The 21447-nt window shown below is 44.5% G+C and carries 19 protein-coding genes; 14 read left to right on the top strand and 5 right to left on the bottom strand.

Annotated elements, in window-relative coordinates:
- Positions 1 to 3 precede the first annotated feature (3 nt).
- A complete protein-coding gene (locus DL796_RS08070; protein WP_110201363.1) occupies positions 4 to 687 on the bottom strand; it encodes a fumarylacetoacetate hydrolase family protein in 684 nt (227 codons plus the stop codon).
- Positions 688 to 707: 20 nt separating this feature from the next.
- Between DL796_RS08070 and DL796_RS08065 the strand changes: the two genes are divergently transcribed.
- The 4 genes from DL796_RS08065 to DL796_RS08050 all read left to right on the top strand — a co-directional run bounded on the left by DL796_RS08065 (position 708) and on the right by DL796_RS08050 (position 3755).
- Positions 708 to 1214: a copper chaperone PCu(A)C gene (locus DL796_RS08065; RefSeq protein WP_227593016.1), complete on the top strand. Its 507-nt coding sequence runs from the start codon at positions 708 to 710 to the stop codon at positions 1212 to 1214.
- A 28-nt stretch (positions 1215 to 1242) separates the two neighbouring features.
- Positions 1243 to 2250 carry a DUF2333 family protein gene (locus DL796_RS08060; RefSeq protein WP_110201187.1) on the top strand — a complete coding sequence of 336 codons (1008 nt, stop codon included), beginning with the start codon at positions 1243 to 1245 and terminating at the stop codon, positions 2248 to 2250.
- Positions 2251 to 2662: 412 nt separating this feature from the next.
- Positions 2663 to 3205 (top strand): RNA polymerase sigma factor, encoded by a 543-nt coding sequence (locus DL796_RS08055; protein WP_110201186.1) that lies wholly within the window; start codon positions 2663 to 2665, stop codon positions 3203 to 3205.
- Between the two features lie 16 nt (positions 3206 to 3221).
- Positions 3222 to 3755 (top strand): hypothetical protein, encoded by a 534-nt coding sequence (locus DL796_RS08050; protein WP_110201185.1) that lies wholly within the window; start codon positions 3222 to 3224, stop codon positions 3753 to 3755.
- A 100-nt stretch (positions 3756 to 3855) separates the two neighbouring features.
- Here the strand turns inward: DL796_RS08050 and ppa are convergent, their stop codons facing one another.
- Positions 3856 to 4386: an inorganic diphosphatase gene (ppa, locus tag DL796_RS08045; protein WP_110201184.1), complete on the bottom strand. Its 531-nt coding sequence runs from the start codon at positions 4384 to 4386 to the stop codon at positions 3856 to 3858.
- 204 nt (positions 4387 to 4590) lie between these two features.
- Between ppa and DL796_RS08040 the strand changes: the two genes are divergently transcribed.
- Complete coding sequence (locus tag DL796_RS08040) at positions 4591 to 6591, top strand: sodium-translocating pyrophosphatase (protein ID WP_110201183.1); 2001 nt, start codon at positions 4591 to 4593, stop codon at positions 6589 to 6591.
- Between the two features lie 556 nt (positions 6592 to 7147).
- Positions 7148 to 8203 (top strand): hypothetical protein, encoded by a 1056-nt coding sequence (locus DL796_RS08035; RefSeq protein WP_227593015.1) that lies wholly within the window; start codon positions 7148 to 7150, stop codon positions 8201 to 8203.
- A gap of 47 nt (positions 8204 to 8250) precedes the next feature.
- Here DL796_RS08035 and DL796_RS08030 read toward each other — a convergent pair whose 3' ends face one another.
- Positions 8251 to 9717: a rhomboid family intramembrane serine protease gene (locus tag DL796_RS08030; protein WP_110201181.1), complete on the bottom strand. Its 1467-nt coding sequence runs from the start codon at positions 9715 to 9717 to the stop codon at positions 8251 to 8253.
- Positions 9718 to 9853: 136 nt separating this feature from the next.
- Between DL796_RS08030 and DL796_RS08025 the strand changes: the two genes are divergently transcribed.
- Positions 9854 to 10477: an energy transducer TonB gene (locus DL796_RS08025; RefSeq protein ID WP_146205081.1), complete on the top strand. Its 624-nt coding sequence runs from the start codon at positions 9854 to 9856 to the stop codon at positions 10475 to 10477.
- Between the two features lie 84 nt (positions 10478 to 10561).
- Here the strand turns inward: DL796_RS08025 and DL796_RS08020 are convergent, their stop codons facing one another.
- Positions 10562 to 11827, bottom strand: a complete 1266-nt coding sequence (locus DL796_RS08020; protein WP_110201179.1) for a 6-phosphofructokinase — start codon at positions 11825 to 11827, stop codon at positions 10562 to 10564.
- A gap of 236 nt (positions 11828 to 12063) precedes the next feature.
- Here DL796_RS08020 and mpl point away from each other — a divergent pair, with 236 nt between their 5' ends.
- The 5 genes from mpl to DL796_RS07995 all read left to right on the top strand — a co-directional run bounded on the left by mpl (position 12064) and on the right by DL796_RS07995 (position 16399).
- Positions 12064 to 13413, top strand: coding sequence for a UDP-N-acetylmuramate:L-alanyl-gamma-D-glutamyl-meso-diaminopimelate ligase (gene mpl, locus DL796_RS08015; RefSeq protein ID WP_110201178.1), 1350 nt, complete (start codon positions 12064 to 12066; stop codon positions 13411 to 13413).
- Between the two features lie 2 nt (positions 13414 to 13415).
- Positions 13416 to 14039 carry a flavin prenyltransferase UbiX gene (locus DL796_RS08010; protein ID WP_110201177.1) on the top strand — a complete coding sequence of 208 codons (624 nt, stop codon included), beginning with the start codon at positions 13416 to 13418 and terminating at the stop codon, positions 14037 to 14039.
- A 68-nt stretch (positions 14040 to 14107) separates the two neighbouring features.
- Complete coding sequence (locus DL796_RS08005) at positions 14108 to 15043, top strand: ABC transporter ATP-binding protein (RefSeq protein WP_110201176.1); 936 nt, start codon at positions 14108 to 14110, stop codon at positions 15041 to 15043.
- Positions 15040 to 15801 carry an ABC transporter permease gene (locus DL796_RS08000; protein WP_110201175.1) on the top strand — a complete coding sequence of 254 codons (762 nt, stop codon included), beginning with the start codon at positions 15040 to 15042 and terminating at the stop codon, positions 15799 to 15801. Before DL796_RS08005 ends, DL796_RS08000 begins: the two co-directional genes overlap by 4 nt.
- Before the next feature lie 28 nt (positions 15802 to 15829).
- A complete protein-coding gene (locus tag DL796_RS07995; protein WP_227593014.1) occupies positions 15830 to 16399 on the top strand; it encodes an LON peptidase substrate-binding domain-containing protein in 570 nt (189 codons plus the stop codon).
- Between the two features lie 463 nt (positions 16400 to 16862).
- Here the strand turns inward: DL796_RS07995 and fabV are convergent, their stop codons facing one another.
- Complete coding sequence (gene fabV / locus DL796_RS07990; protein WP_110201173.1) at positions 16863 to 18044, bottom strand: enoyl-ACP reductase FabV; 1182 nt, start codon at positions 18042 to 18044, stop codon at positions 16863 to 16865.
- Positions 18045 to 18249: 205 nt separating this feature from the next.
- Between fabV and DL796_RS07985 the strand changes: the two genes are divergently transcribed.
- Complete coding sequence (locus DL796_RS07985; protein WP_110201172.1) at positions 18250 to 19962, top strand: DUF3592 domain-containing protein; 1713 nt, start codon at positions 18250 to 18252, stop codon at positions 19960 to 19962.
- Between the two features lie 89 nt (positions 19963 to 20051).
- A complete protein-coding gene (locus DL796_RS07980; protein ID WP_110201171.1) occupies positions 20052 to 21293 on the top strand; it encodes a bifunctional alpha/beta hydrolase/OsmC family protein in 1242 nt (413 codons plus the stop codon).
- The last annotated feature ends 154 nt before the right edge of the window (positions 21294 to 21447 follow it).

Genomic DNA, 21447 nt, shown 5'->3' with positions numbered 1-21447 from the left:
GCTTTACTCAATATAAAAATCGAGGTTTAGCTCTTGGTTCAGAGTTGCCTCGATTTTATCGCCACGCTCGACAGCACCAACGCCCGATGGCGTTCCGGTAAAAATTAAATCTCCGGCTCTTAAAGTTACATGTTTCGAAAGCTCCGCGATGACCTCTGAAGGCGACCAAATCATATCGCTCAATTGTCCTTCTTGCTTAACCACTTGGTTCACCGATAAACGAATAATGCCATTATTAATTTCATCCAAGCTAGCGATAGGCTGGATTGATGAAATAGGGGCTGATTGATCGAAGCCTTTAGCTAAATCCCAAGGACGCCCCTTTTGTTTTGCTACGGCTTGCATATCGCGTTTAGTTAAATCGATACCGAGCGCATAACCGTAAATACCATCGGCGGCTTGATGTTCATCAGCTTCGATTAACTCCTTACTTATGGCAATAACGAGCTCAACTTCGTGGTGCAGCTCGGAAGTCATCGGTGGGTAGGCCAGAGATTTAGGCTCAACCACCAAACTGTCCGCAGGCTTAGAGAAAAAGAAGGGTAACTCACGCTCGTCATGGCCCATCTCTTGTGCGTGAGCGGCATAATTTCGACCCACACAATAGACTCGGCGAACTGGAAACGATAACTCGCTACCGAGAATAGGGATTAAAGGTGACTTGGGTTCTGGAAATAGAGTTGTCATGATAGGCATAGAGTTTGCTTATGGTTCAACGTACAATAACGACTTTGAAGCAATTTGCCAATGGAATTATTATGAATCGCTTAGGTATTTTAGCCGTTTTGAACAAGTCAGTTTTGCTTGTGTTGCTGAGCCTGATTTTAGTGGCCTGTGAGCAGCAAGCGCCGAAAGAAGGAATCGAAGTGAGCGATGCTTGGGTTCGAAAAATGCCACCAGGAGTGAGTAATACGGCAGCTTTCATGACCATTAAAAATCATACAGGGCAAGCCGTGACATTAACTGATGTCAGCATGGAGCAAGCAGGACACGTTATGATGCACGAAAGCAAGGTTGTTGACGGCATGGCAAAAATGGAGCACTTAGACGCTGTGGTGATCAATGATGAAGTGATATTTGAACCAGGCGCTAAGCACATTATGGTGATGGGCTTAGACATGTCGGATAATGCAAAAAGTTACAACATCAGGTTACATTTTGATAACCAACCGTCACTTGATGTTACTGCTCAAGTACGCGATGCTAATCAGTAGTATAAATCGTGAGGTTTAGGAAACAATTATGAATTTTGACGCACAACCAGAAGCAACCAAGAAGCGCAAAAAGTGGGTTTGGCTCACTACTGCCGGTGTGATATTGCTCATCTTAATGCTGGTGTTTACCTTTATCTGGAGCTCAGAGCCCGATCCAGTTGACCCTGATGTATTAATTCAAGAGTATAGTGGCGAGCCACCAGTGGGCTATGTCACAGTTGAAACGGTAGCGCGCGTTGCCGAAAGCTTGCTCAACAAAAGTGGTGGCTACCTAAGCAACGATATTATGCCACCAAGTGTTTTTATGGATAATATGCCGTCTTACGAATTTGGTGCCTTGGTACAAATTCGTGACATAGTCCAAGTGTTAAGAAACGATATAAGTCGTTCGCAGTCGCAGTCTCTAGAAGATAAGGCGCTAAAGTTCGCCGAGCCAGCGTTTAATATCCATCATAAGAAGTGGATGTTTCCAAGAGCTGAGCGCGAATATCAAAAAGGCGTGGATCTGTTAAGAGACTATCGTGACCGCCTAATGGACCCAGCCGATACTGAAACTCAGTTCTATGCTCGCGCAGATAACTTACGTTCTTGGCTATATCTGGTTAGTAAACGACTGGGTGGTCTCTCGCAGCGTTTAAGCGCCAGCGTTGGCCGAACTCGTATGAATACTGATTTAGCGAATGATCCATCTGCTCAACAGTCCACTGGGCAAGCACAGTTTGTCACGGTGAAAACACCCTGGATGGAGATTGATGACGTGTTTTGGGAAGCCAGAGGTTCGACATGGGCTTTGATTCAGTTCCTAAAAGCTGCTGAAAAAGACTTTGAGCGTGTATTACGTGATAAGAATGCACTGACTTCGTTCCGTCAAATTATCATGGAGCTAGAGGCGACTCAGGAAACTATCTGGAGCCCGATGATTGTAAACGGTAGCGAGTTTGGGTTTCTTGCTAACCACTCGCTAGTGATGTCGTCTTATATCTCCCGCGCGAATGCCGCCATAATCGATCTGATTGAGCTTCTAAAGCGTGGTTAATAAAGTAGCTGCTCATGATAGGTAATGTCTATCATGAGCATCTAATGAATCAATTTAACTTTCCCTAGCTAAAAGCCGATAATACAAAGGTACCAAAAACCTATTCCGGTTTTTAGACTTCTGCAACCACGCTTATACACCTAACGTATTGATTTTATAAGCTTTGTGGTAATTGACGAAAAGTTCACGTCAAAACAGTTAAAGTCACCCTACAGATAGTTTTTGTTATTCCCTGTTAGTTCGAATAGTAGTTTGCATGGACGCTCCTTGAGTCATGTTCTTCCCCTAATTTATTTAGAAATGACTCTTTTTTAGCCTCGCCCCCAAAGCGAGGCTTTTTTTTTGCTTTGCGTTTAAACCTTTTTACTGCAATCATCATCTAATAAGAAAACAGACCGCAGTAAGTACTTTGTTGGCAGTTGACGCTAAACCCTTACAGCCAGAATCGATTCTTGAGCTTGTAAAAAAAGCCCAGGAAGGTTCGGTTAGTGCGTTCGAAAACTTATACCGCCACCATGCCAACCATATATTTTTGTTGTGTTTACGCATGTCTGGCTGTAAGTCACACGCTGAAGATTTCATGCAGGAGACTTTTATAAAAGCCTGGCAGGCGCTATCCTCATTTAAAGGCGATAGCCAATTTTCAACATGGCTGCATCGAATTGCTGTGAATACAGTGCTCGCTGATAAACGAAAAAATAGTTTGGATCTGGTGCAAGATCATGATTGGGAACGTGAATTCGAACAAAGTCTAGCTGCTACCCACAGTGCTTCGCAGATGGATCTTGAAAAAGCGATCGCGCAGTTACCGGCACAGGCGCGGTATGTTTTAGTATTACATGATTTGATTGGAATGACCCATCAAGAAATCGGCCAGCAGCTAGACATTGCTTCAGGCACCAGTAAAGCGCATCTTAATCGAGCGCGCGGATTAATGAGAGAGTTGTTAGAGTAACCACAAGCAGGTATTTATGAGTAATGATAACGACTTATTGAAACAGCTTAATCAGCTACCAAGCGAGGCAAAAGCGCCAGATCGCTGGTCGCAGATTGAGCAGGCCATAGAGTTAGACAAAAAGACCAAGGACGATGCAGAGAGTGTTGCCAAGAAGAAACAACCTTGGTGGACCTACTCTGTAGCAGCTTGTGCCGTGCTAATTGCGGCTTTGTCACCTATATATCTAGGGCAGGATAAGAATTCAGATGAGCCACTAGTTGTTACAAAAACAGTTACTCAACAAGCGCAAATACCTAACTCATACTTATTAACCATAGGTAGCTTGCAGCAAGCAAACGCTTATTATTATGCACGCTTGGGTTATCAGATTAAGCAAGGCGAGCAAGTAGTTTCAGTAGAGACGCTCGACTCTTTAAAAAGCCTGCGCCAAGCACAGCAAGATTATCGTAAAGCGTTGGATAAGCAACCTCAAAGCGGACGAATTCAGGAACGTTTATTTTGGTTATATCAAAAAGAGCGTCAGTTATTGCGCCAATTAGTGGTTTAAGCTTCTGTATAAAAGCCTGGTACGATAAATAGCTACAAAAAAGCCCGCGGCATGATTTATGACGCGGGCTTTTTTATAGCTGAAATGCTTGAGCTATAACTTAGCTGTTTTTGTACATTTCGATGCTGTCTAGAATTTCTTTTTTGGCAGACTCAGCGCCTTCCCAGCCAGCAATCTTAACCCATTTACCTGGCTCAAGATCTTTATAGTGCTGGAAGAAGTGCTCGATTTGATTAAGAAGTAACTCTGGAAGCTCCTTAACGTCGTGAATTCCTTGGTACATAGTGCTTAGTTTACCAGTAGGAATAGCAACAACTTTAGCATCTTCGCCAGACTCGTCGGTCATTTTCAAAACACCAACTGGACGGCATGGAATCACACAGCCTGGAATTAGTGGGAATGGTGTTGGAACCAAAACGTCCACTGGGTCGCCGTCGGCAGACAAAGTTTGGTTTACATAACCATAGTTGGTTGGGTAGTGCATACAAGTCGCCATAAAGCGATCAACAAATACAGCGCCCGTGTCCTTGTCCACTTCATACTTAATAGGATCGCTGTGCGCAGGGATCTCGATAATTACATTAATTTCTTCTGGGACGTTTTTACCAGCAGGTACGTTATCCAAACTCATTACTTTACCTTTTATGCGTGTTAGTGCGTTGGGGCAGTAGCCCTAGAGGGCGCGTATTATAGCCGTCTTTTGAGACAAAATAAATTGGTTAGTAGACAATCATTTTGTCTATAAATTGTACAATCGCTAAAACTGCTATAGACTGAAGGCACTAAGAAAAAAATTCATATAACTTTCAATGAGATAAAAGTAAATGGGGGCTTTATGCAAGATATGCTATACCTGCCACCGGCACTAGGAGTGCTAGGACTAATAATCGCCTATATCATCTATGGCGTGGTAAAAAAGTATCCAGAAGGTGATAGTGCGATTAAAAAGATATCAGACGCTATCCACTCAGGTGCCATGACCTTTATGCACCGTGAATATAAAATGCTCGCAATTTTTGCGGGCATTTTGCTTATTATCCTATGGTTTTCTCCGCTCGGGCATAATACTGCCCTCGCTTTTGCCGTAGGTGCTATTTCGTCGGCCCTAGCGGGTTATATCGGTATGTACACCGCCACAAAAGCAAACGTTAGAACGACCACCGCGGCCCACAGTAAGGGCGCGGCGGAAGCGTTAAGCGTTGCCTTCTTTGGTGGCTCTATCATGGGGCTATGTGTCGCTTCCCTCGGTTTAATAGGCCTAGGTGCACTTTATTGGTACTTCGGCTCTGATCCAACTAGCGCACACTATATTCATGGCTTTGGTATGGGCGCTTCAAGCGTGGCTTTATTTAGCCGTGTCGGTGGTGGTATTTTCACCAAGTCAGCAGATGTCGGTGCGGACTTAGTGGGCAAGATCGAAGCTGGAATTCCAGAGGACGACCCACGAAACCCAGGCGTTATCGCGGACAATGTTGGTGATAATGTGGGTGATGTTGCTGGTATGGGTTCGGATATTTTTGAATCCTATTGTGGCTCCATGATCGCCTCGATTGCCATTGCGGCTACTTTAGTCAGTACCGACTTAGGCAGCAAGAATGCCTTAATGGCGGCGCCACTCGCGTTAGCGTCGGTGGGCCTTATCTGCTCAATTATTGGCATTATCATGGTCAAGTTGATGTCGAATAAGAGCCCTGAAGTTGCTTTGAGGGCGGGCACTATCGGCGCAGCGATCTTGTTTATTATTGCAGGCTATTTCCTACTGAGCTCAATGAGTATCTCGGTAAACGTTTGGCTTGCAGTACTGTGTGGTGCAGTGGGGGGCATCGTTATCGGCTTAGTCACTGAATATTACACCTCATCAAAACCAGTTCGTAAAATCGCAAAGTCCGGCGAAACGGGTTCAGCGACGGTAATGATTACAGGTCTTTCGGTGGGCATGCAGTCGGTGGTGTTACCGATATTAACGATTGCTGCAATAATCTACCTATCCACAGAATTAGCGGGCTTGTACGGCGTTGGCATAGCGGCTGTTGGCATGCTAGCGACTGTTGGTATCACTATGGCGATCGATGCGTATGGGCCAGTAGCAGACAACGCAGGCGGCATCGCTGAAATGGGGGGGCTTGGAGAAGATACGCGTAAGATTACTGACTCGCTCGATGAACTAGGCAATACCACCGCTGCGATTGGAAAAGGTTTTGCCATTGGTGCGGCGGCTCTAGCGGCTTTAGCGATTATTGCAGCTTTTGTAGAAACGCTACAGGCACATCGCGTCGAAGACTTTGTGTTGCACCTAGGTGACCCCACGGTTCTGATGGGGCTATTTATCGGTTGTGTTATTCCGTTTTTGATTGCAGCCATTACCATGACTGCGGTGGGCGATGCAGCTTTCGCCATGATCCATGAAATTCGCAGGCAGTTCCGCGAAATTCCAGGCTTACTGGAAGGTAATGCTGAGCCAGACACCACTAAGTGTGTCGATATTGCAACTACGGCAGCTTTGAAAAAGATGGTGCTGCCAGGTGTAATCGCAGTATCAGCGCCACCTCTAGTTGGCTTTTTGCTAGGTGCTGAGGCGCTAGGCGGTATGCTCGGCGGGGCTTTAGTCAGTGCGGTTGCTTTAGCGCTGATGATGGCGAACGCTGGTGGTGCTTGGGATAACGCCAAAAAGTATGTGGAAAAAGGTCATCATGGTGGTAAAGGTTCCGAAGCTCACTCGGCAACGGTGGTTGGTGATACCGTCGGCGATCCATTTAAAGACACCTCTGGCCCATCCATGAATATTCTGATTAATGTGATGGCGATCGTGTCTTTAGTGATTGCACCACTACTTTAAAAGTGTCTGGGTTCTGTCGCTCCAGTGGCGGAACCTAGCTGAATGCTTAACATCTGACCCTACCTCTATAAGGTACTTTCAATTAGCGGCTTTCCTGTGATTCTCAACCTAGGCTAATTTTGCTAAAGTATCGAGATTATTATTAATACAGTAACCAAAAAAATTACAGGAACAGGGAATGAATTGTAAGTACCATACACAGGATAAAGCACAGTGGTATTGTCATCAGTGCGACATATCGTTTTGCGTAAATTGTTGTGATATAAACCCAAGGGAAATCGCCCCCCGATGCCTCTTGTGCCGCACTCACCTCGAGTCTTATGGCGTAAGTGATAAAGTAACACCTTTTTGGAACAAGCTTTCTGAATTTAATAAATATCCTTGGCAAGAAAATGCCTCTAAGTTCTTGTTAACCTATATGGGAATTGCGTTTGTTATCGGACTGATAACGGATTTTATACCGTTAGTCATGATCCAGCTTCTCCTTTTATTAGCATTATACTCAATAGGGATAGGTTATGTTTTCACGGTATTAACACGAGGTGCTCGGGGTAACATGAATGCCCCGAGTTACGATGAAGCTCTGGTCTTCAATTCCGACTCGATGACCTTTAAGGTGATTTTATTATATATAGAGTTAATTGGACTCGGCTATATCGGCTACCTTATCTTCGGTGGTGGATTTATCTTACCGTATATAGCTATTCTATCATTCTGCTCACCGGCCATGCTGATAGTGTTAGCTATGGAAAAACACGTGAGCTCAGCGCTAAACCCGGCAAGGATTGCGAGCTGTATTCGAGCTGTGGGTTGGCCATACCTTTTGCTGTTTGGCTTTTCATTTTTGATCGATCTTGGGCTCGAGTTCGCACAAGGTCAGCTTCACTTCTGGCTGCCTCAAGCTATCGCCTACCCGTTACTGTTCGGCGTTTTGGCGTATTTTTATATCGTAAAATTCAGCATGTTCGGTTACGTTGCCTTCCAATATCATACTGAACTGGGTTATGGCATCGATGCCGAAAACTTGCTTGAAAATGATGACACCGGAGTCGTGAAGAGGTTAATGGCCAAAGCGGATGTTTATATCCAGGAAGGGCGCTTCGAGGACGCAGAGGATGTTTTATACGATTTAGCCAATGACAAAGCGCATACCGTAAAAGCCCTCGAGAGATTGGTCAGATTAAACATAGTGCGACGCAATCCTGTTGGCGTTGTCAAAGCCGCGAACAATTATTATAAAAACCCTAAGCTTGCAACTATTGGAGGCGATGCGCTAAGGCTCTACCTCGAAATCATTGGCTTTGAGGCTCGCTTCAAGCCGACGAACGCAGGAGCTAGAACTGTGCTGATTAACCATATGAAGCACAAGCGTTACGAAGAAGATGTTAATAAGCTAAGCGCCATTAATGAAAAGCTTCAAACCGACGTTAACTTACCTTGGCTCATGTTAGCGCGAGCGCGATTTGAGTCGGAGGTCATGAATAACGATACTTCAGCGCTTCAAATGCTTAACAAACTATTGAGCAAGTATCCTCGCGGTGGGCATCAAAGGGAAGCCGAGCAGCTGCGCCAGGTTTGTCAGTCGATGCAACAGAAGCTGCCTTCGGCTTAAACCGAAAGCAGAGTCATCAGTTATTTTATCTAATCTAGCAGAAAGCTTTAAGCGTCAGGTTTGCTTAAAGCTTTTTGCGCCTCGTCACCAATAAAAGTCCCTGAATGCTTTTTGCCTAAATAGGTAAACACTTTTTTATAGGTATGGTAATCGCCAGTTTGTTCACAACCAAGGCCAAACTTAAACAATAACTTGGGTGTTTTTTCATTAAAGTCGTAGTACTTAGCGACGAAGTTAATGATGGGTTTGGCTTGGTGCAGCTTGCCTTTTTTGACCAAGTTAGTGGCGTATTCGATTAAGGTATCGGCTGGTACCCGCTTAAGCCCTTTACCGTTAGCTACTATTTCATCAATCACTTTTTCGGCTAGCTGACTAAAACGATCATCATTAAGCGAACGTAACAATATCAAGTTACACAAGGTTTCAAACTGGTGTGAGTCTGGACTGATTTTTTCCAGCGCAAAAAGCTGGGTGTAATAATCAATCTGTGTCGGGTCCTTCTCGATAAGTTGTGAAAATAATAACCGTGCCTTATCGAAGTCTAGTTGCTGGAAAGCCAAGCACGCTTCTTCGTATTTAGCGCGAGTAGGATTATAGCGCTCTTGTTCTGGTTCACTACTGCTGGCAACGGCGAGCTGTTGGGGCTTAAGTAGATATTTGAAAATTAAAGCACAGATAAAACCAGCCACAAGTCCGCCAAAGTGTGCCATGTAAGCCACATTATCATCGCTAATATTGGACATAATATACTCCTTTGCCAAGAAGTAGACGAAGACTAGAGCGGCGGGCAGTTTGATATAGTCAAAAATCACAAAAAACCAATAAAAATAGCGAATATTGCGTAAGCCATACCAGCCGCAAAAGCCGCCCATCAGGCCAGCTATAGCACCAGATGCACCAACGAGCGGAACGAATTTATCCGTGGTGGTAAGAGCAAAGAACGTAACTGCAGCGAGCCCCGAAATGATATACAAACTCAAGGTTTTTCCACGACCGAGCAATAACTCTAAATTAAACCCAAAGAGAAACAAAAACAGCATATTACCGATTAAATGATCAATGCCACCATGCATAAACATATGAGTAAAAGCTGTGAAAATACTGGGTTCTGAAGGGTAGAACGCATAACTGTAAATGGACGTCTCGTCCAAGGTGTCGTTTACTTTCTGACGCTTCTGGCGCCAGTCGAGCGAGTAGCTGCTAAGCGTTGTAATGTGGTGAGTAAAGTGTTTATCTGCCAGAATGATCTGTATGAGGTATTCATCAGGAAGAAACTGATTGTTATGGATGGACTGATAAAGCTCTAACCGGTGTTCTTGGGCGTACTTCTCAAAAGCCTGCCTTTCTGTATCCAGTAACTCAGCTTCTACGTAATAGTCGCCTGCATCGGCAAAGGCTTGATTATCGTTACTCTGAAATGCCACAAAGGCAATGATATTCGCCAATATTAATAACACCGTTAAATAGGGCGGATTGGTTTTTGAAATAGCATTTTCAGCAGGTAGTAAAAGCATAGTAAGTGATCAGTCCTTCAATCGTTATTATGATGTTTGAGCTGTAATTATTCTGATTATAAAGCAATCATAATAATTTTAACCCCTTTTCTTTAGTGCCGCGTTTATATCACTGAGAAAACAATAAAGGGGTAATATGATGAGAATTATTATATCGGTAGTGAGTGCTTTGGTGGTGACTGCAGGGTTACTGTTTTTGATGAGTTTGCTGATTAAAGACGATAAGCCGACCGCTGTGGATGAGCCTCCAGTGGTAACCATAGACACAGTGACACTACCAAAGGAGGAGCCAATACCAGAGCCAGCTAAGGTTGAGCCACCCAAGCCGCCAGCTATAGAGCCGACACCAGAGCCATCAGGGGAGGTTATTGAAACCTCGGAAATTGACTCTGTAATCGAAGAGTGGTCATCTGTGGACCCTGAGGTTGAAACCTCATTACCGCGAGGTTTCGGTAAGCTTCCGCAAATGGCTTTTACCCAAGAATCAGAGGCCATGCCCTTGTATCGCACGCAACCTAATTATCCGGTTTCAGCACAACAGAAAGGCTTGGAAGGCTGGGTTTTGCTGAAGTACGACGTTGATACCAGTGGTACCTTATCGAATATAGCGGTTTTAAATTCCGAGCCTAAACGAATTTTCGATAGAGAGGCTATAAGAGCCCTAAAAAAGTGGAAGTTCAAGCCCGCTATGACCAATGGTCAGCCTATTTCAAGCGCAGGGCAAACAGTAAAGATTGAATTTAATATGGATCAGGACTGAAAGAACAATTGGAATTAACCTGTTAATTTTACATGAAAATAAAAAAGGCCTCTGTTGAGGCCTTTTTTTTAACAAATGAAACGATTAAATCTCGAAATTGGTTTTAACCTTTTTCTTGATGAGCTCGTTTTTAAGCTCCACGTATTGTGGTAAACCGTTTTTATACGAAGGGTAAGACTCACCAACAATCAGTGGCTGTAAATACTCGCGACACTCTTCGGTAATACCAAAGCCATTACGCGTGATGTACTTACGAGGCATTTTCTTTTCGACGTTAGCCACGTCTTCGAGCTTCGCTTCGCCAATCGTCCAGCTGTACTTTTTAGTGTTTTTACGAACGATAGTTGGCATAACCGCGTTCTTTCCAGCGTCAGCAAACTCTACTGCGGCTTGCCCCACTGCGTAGGCTTGCTCAACATCTGTCTCAGAGGCGATATGACGCGCGGCGCGTTGTAAGTAATCACACACTGCCCAGTGGTATTTATAACCTAACTCTTCTTTGATCATGTTTGCCACAACAGGAGCCACGCCGCCTAATTGCTTGTGGCCGAAGGCATCGACGGTTCCAGCGTCGGCCAAGAAAGTCCCGTCTTTATAAGCAGCACCTTCAGAAACAACAATCGCGCAATAGCCATGTTTCTTAACGGTACTTTGAACTTTCTTCAAGAACTTTTCTTTGTTGAACGCAATTTCAGGGAACAGAATTATGTGTGGCGCATCGCCTTCTTTTTCACAAGCTAAACCACCAGCGGCCGCAATCCAGCCCGCATGACGCCCCATCACTTCCATAACAAAGACTTTGGTCGAGCTTTCCGCCATGGATCTAACGTCGAAAGCTGCTTCACGAATCGACACTGCGACGTATTTAGCGACCGAGCCGAAGCCTGGGCTGTTGTCGGTAATCGGTAAATCGTTATCGACAGTTTTCGGAATACCGATACAAGTGATGGGGTAACCCATCTTCTCGCCAAGCTGTGATACTTTGTTGGCTGTGTCTTGCGAGTCGCCGCCACCGTTATAGAAGAAGTAGCGAATGTCATGTGCTTTGAATACTTCAATTAAACGCTCGTATTCGGCCTTGTTCTCTTCAAGGCTTTTCAACTTGTAGCGACAAGATCCGAAAGCACCAGAAGGCGTATATTTCAACGCAGCAATGTCTTTTTTCGACTCTTTGCTGGTATCAATAAGCTCCTCACGCAAAGCACCAATAATACCGTTACGACCAGCGTAAACCTTATTGATATTCATCGATTTGCGAGCAGTTTCAATCACACCGCAAGCAGTTGCGTTAATTACCGCAGTTACGCCACCAGATTGGGCGTAAAAAGCATTGTACTTCTTCTTTGGCATAGTATTTCCTTTGAAAACTTGTGCTATCGAGCTTTCTATTAGCTACTGCGCCTACTGTTTTGCTCGTGACGCGAATAGTTCAGCTCATCAACTGAAAGTGTCTTGTCAGGCCGAGAAGCCTACAAATTTGTGCCGATCTTACCGTATTTTGAGATTTCTTTCTTGAAAAGATGACGAAAAAAGATGCTTAGCTTATGATTGTCGACAAAGTATCATCAGAGAATTCATAATTACCCATGCATATTCACATTCTCGGTATCTGTGGCACCTTTATGGGTGGCATCGCGCTGCTGGCGAAACAGCAGGGAATTTCGGTCAGCGGTAGCGACCAAAACGTTTACCCGCCGATGAGTACCCAGCTTGAAGAGCAGGGCATTGAGTTGATTCAAGGCTTTGACCCTAAGCATATCCCTGAGCACACCGATTGTGTGGTGGTGGGTAATGCCATGTCGCGTGGCAACCCTTCTGTGGAGTATGTGCTGGAGCAGGGGTTAAATTACCGTTCAGGGCCACAGTGGTTGTCTGAGAATATCCTTAAAGATAAGTGGGTATTAGCAGCGTCAGGTACTCATGGAAAAACTACCACATCGAGTATGACCGCTTGGATCTTGGAGTATTCCAATCTTAACCCGGGTTTCTTAATCGGTGGCATCCCTGAGAACTTTGGTTTGTCGGCGCGTTTTACCGAATCGCCATTCTTCGTGGTTGAGGCTGATGAATACGATACGGCCTTTTTCGATAAGCGTTCTAAGTTTGTGCATTATCGTCCGCGCACTCTTATCATGAACAATCTTGAGTTTGATCATGCGGATATTTTCAAAGACATCGAAGCGATTAAAACTCAGTTTCATCATCTCCTCCGAATCGTACCCGGCAATGGCTTAGTGATTTATCCGCAGGAAGAGCACTACTTACAGCAAGTAGTCGAGATGGGCTTTTGGTCACAGAAAGAGCTGATTGGGCCTGAAGATGGCTGGCAATTTAAACTGCTCAAAGACGATGGTAGCCATTTCGAAGTGTTTTTCGCACAGCAAAAGCAGGGCGAAGTGAACTGGGAATTAATTGGCATGCACAACGTCATCAATGGCCTAGCGTCTATCGCAGCGGCGCGTCATGCGGGCGTTCCGGCGCACCATTGCTGTGATGCCTTGTCCGAATTTCGTAATGTAAAACGTCGTATGGAGCTTAAGGGCGAAGCGGGCGGTGTGGCAGTTTATGATGATTTTGCACATCACCCAACCGCTATCGAAACGACTCTAGCCGGTTTTAGGAAGAAGGTTGGCGATAAAACCATTATCGCGATCTTAGATTTACGCTCGGCGACTATGCGCTCGGGTATTCATAAAGACAGCTTAATTCCCACGCTAAAAGAAGCAGATCACGTCATTATCCATAAGCCCGCAGAGTTCGACTGGCAATTCCCTCAAAAGCAGCTTGAAAGACTGAGCAGCATCCAAATATTAGAAGACGTGGACGCGATTCTGCAAGCCACCGCAAAAATGGTACAATCAGGCGACCAAATCCTCGTCATGAGTAATGGCGGCTTTGGCGGAATTCACGACAAGCTATTGGAGCAACTCGCTTAACCATGAGCAATTATCAAAACCAGGCAATTACCTTAGCGATCACCGGTGCCTCTGGCGCACCGTATGCGCTAAAACTGTTGCAAGAATTGACTAAGCATTACGAGAAAGTTTACCTGATGCTGTCTGGAGCTGCGCGAGTGGTGTTAGCGACCGAATGCGAGATTAAGGTTAATAAATCGCCAAGCGTTATTGAGCAACAGTTGTGTGAACAATTATCGATTGAGGCTAGCAAAATAGTCGCGTTTTCTAACGATAACTGGATGTCGCCAGTTGCTAGTGGTTCGAGTGCGCCGAAGCAAATGATTGTGTGTCCTTGCAGTACTGGCACCTTAAGCGCGATAGCTAACGGCGCTTCAGACAATCTAATCGAGCGCGCAGCCGACGTGGTGATGAAGGAGCGTGGGCAGCTAATTTTAGTCCCGCGTGAAACACCTTTTAACACAATCCATTTAGAGAATATGACTCGTTTATCGCGAATGGGTGTTACCATTATGTCTGCTTCGCCCGGGTTTTATAACGCGCCGAAAACGATAGAGGACTTGGTAGACTTTATGGTGGCTCGAATTCTTGACCATCTCAATATCGAGCATAACCTCGGCCATCGCTGGGGATATAGCGGCAATTGATGACTTCACACTCTTTTATTAATTAATTGGAGTGATGAAAAAGCAAACCAAATAAATATGGTATTTAAATGACAAAAGCATTATCGATCAAAGATTTATATAAGACCTATGATAATGGAACCCAGGCTTTAAAGGGCATAAACCTTGAAGTTGAACAGGGTGATTTTTTTGCGCTACTGGGGCCAAATGGTGCGGGTAAATCCACTGCTATCGGCATCATCTGCTCATTGGTAAATAAAAGCTCAGGACAAGTTGAAGTCTTCGGGCATGACATTGATAAAAACCTTGCTGCTGCCAAAACGCAGCTTGGCCTAGTGCCACAAGAGTTTAACTTCAATATGTTTGAAGGGGTTGAGCAGATTATTGTTCAGCAGGCTGGTTATTATGGTATCTCGCGTAAAGAAGCAAAGAAACGCGCACAGCCATTGCTCGAACAGCTCGGTTTGTGGGATAAGCGTGACGCTCAGTCGCGTGAACTGTCGGGCGGTATGAAGCGTCGTTTGATGATTGCTCGTGGTTTGATTCATGAGCCTAAACTATTAATTCTTGACGAGCCGACGGCTGGAGTCGATATTGAGCTGCGCCGCTCCATGTGGGAGTTCATGCAAGAATTAAACCGTGAGAAGAAAACAACCATTGTTTTAACTACGCACTACCTCGAAGAAGCGGAAAGTTTGTGTCGCAATATTGCCATTATTAATCATGGTGAAATTGCTGAAAATACCAGCATGAAAGCGTTGCTTGCTAAGCTGGATCTGGAAACTTTTGTACTAGATACCACTGGACTACCTGCAACCATGCCCAAGATTAATGGTTACGACGTTCGCGTGCGCGATGAAACTTGTATCGAAGTGGACGTTCACAAAGGCGACGGCGTGAATGGTGTCTTTGAAGAATTAAGTAAGCAGGGTATTACGGTGCTGAGTATGCGCAACAAAGCAAACCGCCTTGAGGAATTATTTGTGCGTCTGGTCGAAAATCCACACGGGGAGGCGAAATCATGAATTTAGTCGCATTCCAAACTATTGTTATAAAAGAAATTACTCGCTGGACGCGCATTTGGACGCAAACATTATTGCCACCAGCCATCACAATGACTTTGTATTTCGTTATTTTTGGTAACCTAATCGGTTCACGAGTCGGTGAGATGGACGGTTTTGGTTATATGGAATATATCGTGCCAGGCCTCATTATGATGTCGGTCATCACTAATTCCTACGGTAATGTGGTGTCATCATTCTTTAGCTCGAAATATCAACGCTCGATAGAAGAAATGATGGTATCGCCCGTATCGAATTGGGTAATCTTGGCGGGCTATGTCGGTGGTGGTGTGCTTCGCGGCCTATTTACTGGCCTAATTGTCACAATCGTCGCGTCCTTCTTTGTCGACCTCCAGATCCATAACTTCTGGGTGGTGATAAGCGTGGTACTGCTAACATCAATTTTATTCGCCATCGGCGGTTTGATTAACGCGGTGTTCGCGAAAAAGTTTGATGATGTGGCCATTGTTCCGACCTTTATTTTAACGCCACTGACTTATCTTGGCGGTGTCTTTTACTCGATAAGCCTGCTACCAGAGTTCTGGCAAGGCGTCTCAAAGCTAAACCCAATTATTTATATGGTGAACGCTTTCCGTTTCGGCTTCTTAGGCAAATCAGATATCCAGATCGGAATTGCTTTCGCTATTATTTTGGTATTCATTGCTATATTGACTAGCTTTGCTATGTACCTACTAAACCGAGGTATTGGTTTGCGTGCCTAACACTCAGCAATCACAGAGCAAGACTAGTGTGCTCCCGATATTCCCACTACAACGTGTAGTGTTTCCGGATAGCGTGCTTCGATTACAAATCTTCGAACAGCGCTATCTGGACATGATTGCCCGCCAATTATCCAACAACCAAGGGTTTGGCGTTTGCCTTATTAAAAAAGGCAATGAAACAGGGGTAGCGGCGACTCCCTTCAAGCTAGGGACTTATGTTGAAATTGTTGATTTCGATCAAAAGCAAGATGGTATCTTATTGCTCACTTGTATCGGGCGCCAACGTTTTACCATCAATAGCCAAACGGTATTGCCTGATCGCCTGATCAGCGCAAACGTATCTTTTATTGATAATCTCGAAGACTCGCTCATCAGCGGCGAGCAAAATGAATTGATAAACCTGCTCGAAGATCTAACTCAGCACCCCCAAGTAGAAATCATCGAATCTCCTGAACGTTGGCAGTGTATGGACTTTGTGGTCGAACGACTGACCGAGTTTCTGCCCGTAAACGAATTCCAGAAGCAAGCAATCCTTGAAGAAAACGATCTAAAAACCCGAATAGCGATGCTGTATCAAATGTTGGCTTGGCTAAAGTAAAGACGATAGAGCGACGTATCTTTTTGGAAATATGTTAGGAAAGGTATTGGTACAGATAAGCAGCAATTATATTAAGGCAAAAAAAGAGCCCACCGTGTGGTGGGCTAATGGCTTGCGCATTGATAAACCTATCTATTTAATCGTTTGAATCTTGGGGAAGACAATGATTCTCAAACAATGACTATAGATTATCGTGGTTAATCCTCTTTGGCTAGAGGGTAAAATGTAAAATGTTAACTGTTGCACGTTCAGAAGTTATTGTTTTATATAAGAATGTAAAGAAAACTGACAGTTAATGCAGTGCTGACTTGTACCTAAAACCATATCTGCATTGGCATTTTCGTGATTAGTATAATTAATGCAAGTTTGGCTTGTTTGGTTTTTGAACAATGTTTTATAGGTTAACCAGAAAAGAAAAAGGCACCCTGAAGGTGCCTTTAATACTAAGTATTGTGGTACTCAACTAAACGATAGGACTAGTATCTTTATCGTAATCAACACCATCAACTTCAAAGCCGAACAGCTTAAAGAACTCATGCTGGTAGCCTTTATAGTCCGAGATCTCGTTGATGTTCTCGGTTGAAGCGATTTCCCAAAGGCGCTCGACTTCCTCTTGAATCTTGTCATCAAGCTCTTTCAAGTCCACGCGGAAGCGACGAGTATCGTCGTATACCGCATTGTCGCCGTACATTTGCTCAACGATAAGCTCACGAATCTGCTCGATAGGACCTTCGTGCACGCCATTATCCTTCATCACCTTATATAGTAATGAAATGTATAGCGGCATCACAGGGATCGCCGAGCTTGCCTGAGTCACCACTGCTTTTAAGACCGACACGTTGGCGCTGCCGTTGTACTTCTCTTGAAGCTTCTCGTGGATCGCGTGTGACGCACGATCGAGATCTTCTTTTGCTTTGCCGATCGTTGCGTGACCATAAATAGGCCATGTCAGCTTTTTACCGATGTAGGTGTAAGCCGTGGTTTTAACGCCATCAGCTAAAACGCCTGCTTCGTCTAGGGCTTTCATCCAAAGCTCCCAGTCTTCGCCACCCATAACCTTAATCGTGTTCTGAATATCTTCTTCAGTCGCCGGGTCGATAGAGATATCGTGTACCAAGCCTTTATCAGTGTTTAGTGTCTTTTCGGTAACAGCTTCGCCAATAGGCTTAAGAACCGACTTATAAACTTCGCCAGTCTCAGGATCTTGACGGCGTGGAGACGCTAGTGAGTAAACCACTAAATCGATCTTCCCCATTTCTTCTTTGATGATTTTGATGGCGTCTTCTTTCGCTTGGTGCGAAAAAGCATCGCCATTGATCGACTTATTCCAAAGCCCAGCTTCGTTCGCTGCAAGCTCGAAACCACGGTTGTTATACCAACCCGCCGTACCTGTTTTATTCTCGGTTGCTTCTTTTTCGAAGAATAAACCAAGCGTTTTAGCGCCATAACCGAACGCAGACACAATACGCGACGCCAGGCCGTAACCCGTCGAAGAACCAATCACCAAGACATTCTTAGGGCTATCTGCCGTAATTTCAGGCTTATTATTCTTAACATATTCAATCTGCTCATTAACGTGAGCGATACAACCCTGTGGGTGTGACGTAGTACAAACAAAACCACGTACTTTTGGCTTAATAATCATAAAAAACAACTCCAAACTAAAATATGGCGCTATTGTAACGCTTTTTTATGTTGAAGGGGTACTACCAGCTGATTTGGCAGGTTTTATAGGGTTACTTATCATTTTATCGAGAATTGTCAGGGGGATAGCTCGACTTGTCCTTCAAAATTGTTGCTCGGCTTAAACTCTGGTACTTTATGCTTAAATCTTGATAAGAATAATCATTATGAAAAAAGGCTCTGGCTGTTTAACGGTTTTTGGTGGTGTTTTTTTCTTGGCCGGTCTGGGGATATTTATCTGGGGCTTATTGTCCAGCTATGATGTCTGGCGTGCGCAAAGTTGGCAGCCGGTCGATGCCAAAATTACTAGTCTGGAGCTAGTGACATCGACTGGCGATAACAGCACTTCTTATGGCGTAAAAGGCTCTTACCAATATCTATATCAAGGTAATTCCTATCAGTCTAATCAAATCAATTTTTACCCTGGCACCGATAATATCGGTTCTTATCAGGAGGATTTATATAGGAAATTACAGCGCGCGAGAAACAATCAACAAAGTGTGACGGCGTATGTTAATCCTAACGAGCCGAGCGAGAGCGTGCTCGATCGAACCATGCGCTGGGGCATGTTAGGCTTTCAGTCGATCTTTTTGTTTGTGTTTGGTGGTGTCGGCTTAGGCATCATGTTGTGGTCTCGATGGGGTGCGAAAGCTTTACAAGAAGTTGGTGCTTTAAAAGAGTCTCACCCTGAAGAGCCTTGGTTATGGCGCAAAGAGTGGCAAGGACAATACTTTAAGAACACAACTAAAAACGCCTTCAAGTTTATAGCTTTCTTTGCCGTCATCTGGAACCTTATTTCGTTACCCGCAACCATCGCCGTCATCCATGAAGGAAATCTACTTAAAGAGCCATTAAAACTGCTGGTGTTTTTATTCCCTTTAGTGGGTCTGATTATGATTGGCGTTGCCGTGCTTTATTATTTGCGTGATAAAAAATACGGCGAATCGACAGTAGAGTTACAGCAGACTCCCCTCGCCATAGGCGGTAAAAGCTCGGGCTCGGTCATCATTAATGGCAATATCAATCAGCAAGAAGTCATGCTAACCCTGAGCTGTCAAAGAGTCGTCCGACGCCGTACCGGCAAAGAAACTCGAACCACGACCACGATCATTTGGCAGGATGATCAGCGTTTACAAGCCAAGCAGACTCAGCAGAATGAATACCGAGTTGACTTTAATGTCAAAATCCCCGAGGGATTACCTGAATCCAGCGGTAAAAACCCCAATAATAAAATTGAGTGGGTATTAAAAGTTGAGCAAAAGCAAAAAGGCCCAGATTTAAAATTAATGTTCGAGCTTCCTGCATTTGTGGTGGCGCATAGACTCGACGATGAGCCACTTACAGAAGATCTCTTTAGTCATGCCGACAACTTGCAAGAAACCGCGAAGGGTGGCGACTGGCGCTATCTGGGCATCGTCGAAAGCTATAACAACTATGGCAAAGAGTATTATTTCAAGCCTTTCAGGCATAAAGGATTGGGCATAGCGACGTTTCTATTTGGATTGATATTCACGGCTATTGGCGTTGGGATATTTATCGCTGATACTAGCTGGCTATTCCTTATTGCGTTTGGCGGAATTGGGCTTTTAGTGTTACTGATAGGCGTGAACGTGATGTTATTTAGAAGCAGAATTATCACCAGTTCAGGAGTTTTGCATTGCCGTAAAGGCGCCTTAATTCCAAAAACCTATCGTTTTAACACCGCCGAAATAGACGATATTGTTAGAGACAGCAACATGAGTTCAGGGGATAAGCGTTACTACCATGTCGCGGTGAAAACGACCGCCGGCAAAAAAGAAGTCATCGCCAAACACTTGTTAAACTCGAATGATGTGGATGATTTTATAGGGCAGCTCAAGTCAGATATTGGCTATCGTTAATAATTGAACTCAGTTTGTGTTAGCTTAGGCTTAGGTTCTAAGCGGGGTTTGTAACCTGCTCGTAGCAATGATGGTAAAGGAGCAATGTAATGCAGAAGAAAGTGACTTTTAAGACACGACAAGACTTTGAGTTATCAGGTGTTCTACACCTTCCTGACAATAAAGTGACTAAGGCTTATGCGTTATTTGCTCATTGCTTCACCTGTACCAAAAACATTAACTCCGCGGTCAATATCGCCAACGCTTTAGCCGACGAAGGGATCGCTACCTTGCGGTTCGACTTCACAGGGCTTGGCGCGAGCAAAGGTGAGTTCGCGGATACGAGCTTTACCACAAACGTCAATGATCTGATAGATGCGGCAAATTACCTCAGCGAAGAGCACGAAGCGCCACAAATTATCGTCGGGCACTCTTTGGGAGGCACCGCGATTTTAGCTGCTGCCAAAGAGATCCCTTCGGCAAAAGCAGTAGCCACCATTGGCTCGCCATCGACTCCTGAGCACGTTTTACACCAGCTTGAGCCTGAACTGAAAACCTTAGAAGAGCAGGGTGAAGCCACGATTAAATTGGCTGGGCGTCCTTTTACCTTTAAACAAGATTTCGTTGATGATGTGCGTAAACACACTATCGATATTCATGGTTTGCATAAAGCATTAATGGTGATGCACTCGCCAATCGACGACACAGTGCCGATTAAAGAAGCAGAAATTATCTACAAACAAGCATTGCACCCTAAAAGTTTTATCACGCTCGATAAAGCCGATCACCTTGTGAGCAAAACCGAAGACTCGATGTATGCTGGCCACGTGCTCGCTCGTTGGGCTACGCGTTATATAGACGTAAAAGAAGAGCCCAAAGTGCCTGCATCAAAGGGTAACGTGGTAGTAGCGGCTCAAACTAGCGAGGGCTTCCTGAACCGTATCAATGCCAATGGACACGAATTATTAGCTGACGAGCCCGAAAAAGTTGGCGGCACCAATCTTGGGCCAAGCCCCTATGACTTCTTGTCCACAGCACTTGGCACTTGTACTGCCATGACTTTAAATATGTATGCCCGCAGGAAAAAACTAGACGTTTCAAAAGTCATTGTTAACGTAAGCCATGATAAGGTTCATGCCGAAGACTGTGAGCAGTGCCAAGATAAAGATGGTGAGGGTAAAAGTGGCAAGATCGATAAATTCCACCGCAGTATTATTATCGAAGCGGATATTACCGAAGAACAGCGCCAAAGGATGCTGGAGATCGCAGACTTATGCCCGGTACATAAAACACTCCATAGCGAAACGATTATCGAGACTGAACTAAAGGAAAATGACCTCAAAGGAGAGTGATCTTAATGGGGAATTGGTGATTGTGTGATAAAAAAATTGATATTAATCAATAATCTATATATTCTCGTTGGTGTAAAACTGACGTGATAACTGGTCTAAAACAATAATTCTGCCAGCCAACCATAAACATAAATAACAATTTATTAATAACAGC

The sequence above is a fragment of the Kangiella spongicola genome, from assembly GCF_003194565.2.
GTDB lineage: Bacteria > Pseudomonadota > Gammaproteobacteria > Enterobacterales > Kangiellaceae > Kangiella > Kangiella spongicola.
Note: the sequence above shows the minus strand (reverse complement) of the source record. Positions and strands in the feature narration are given on the sequence as shown.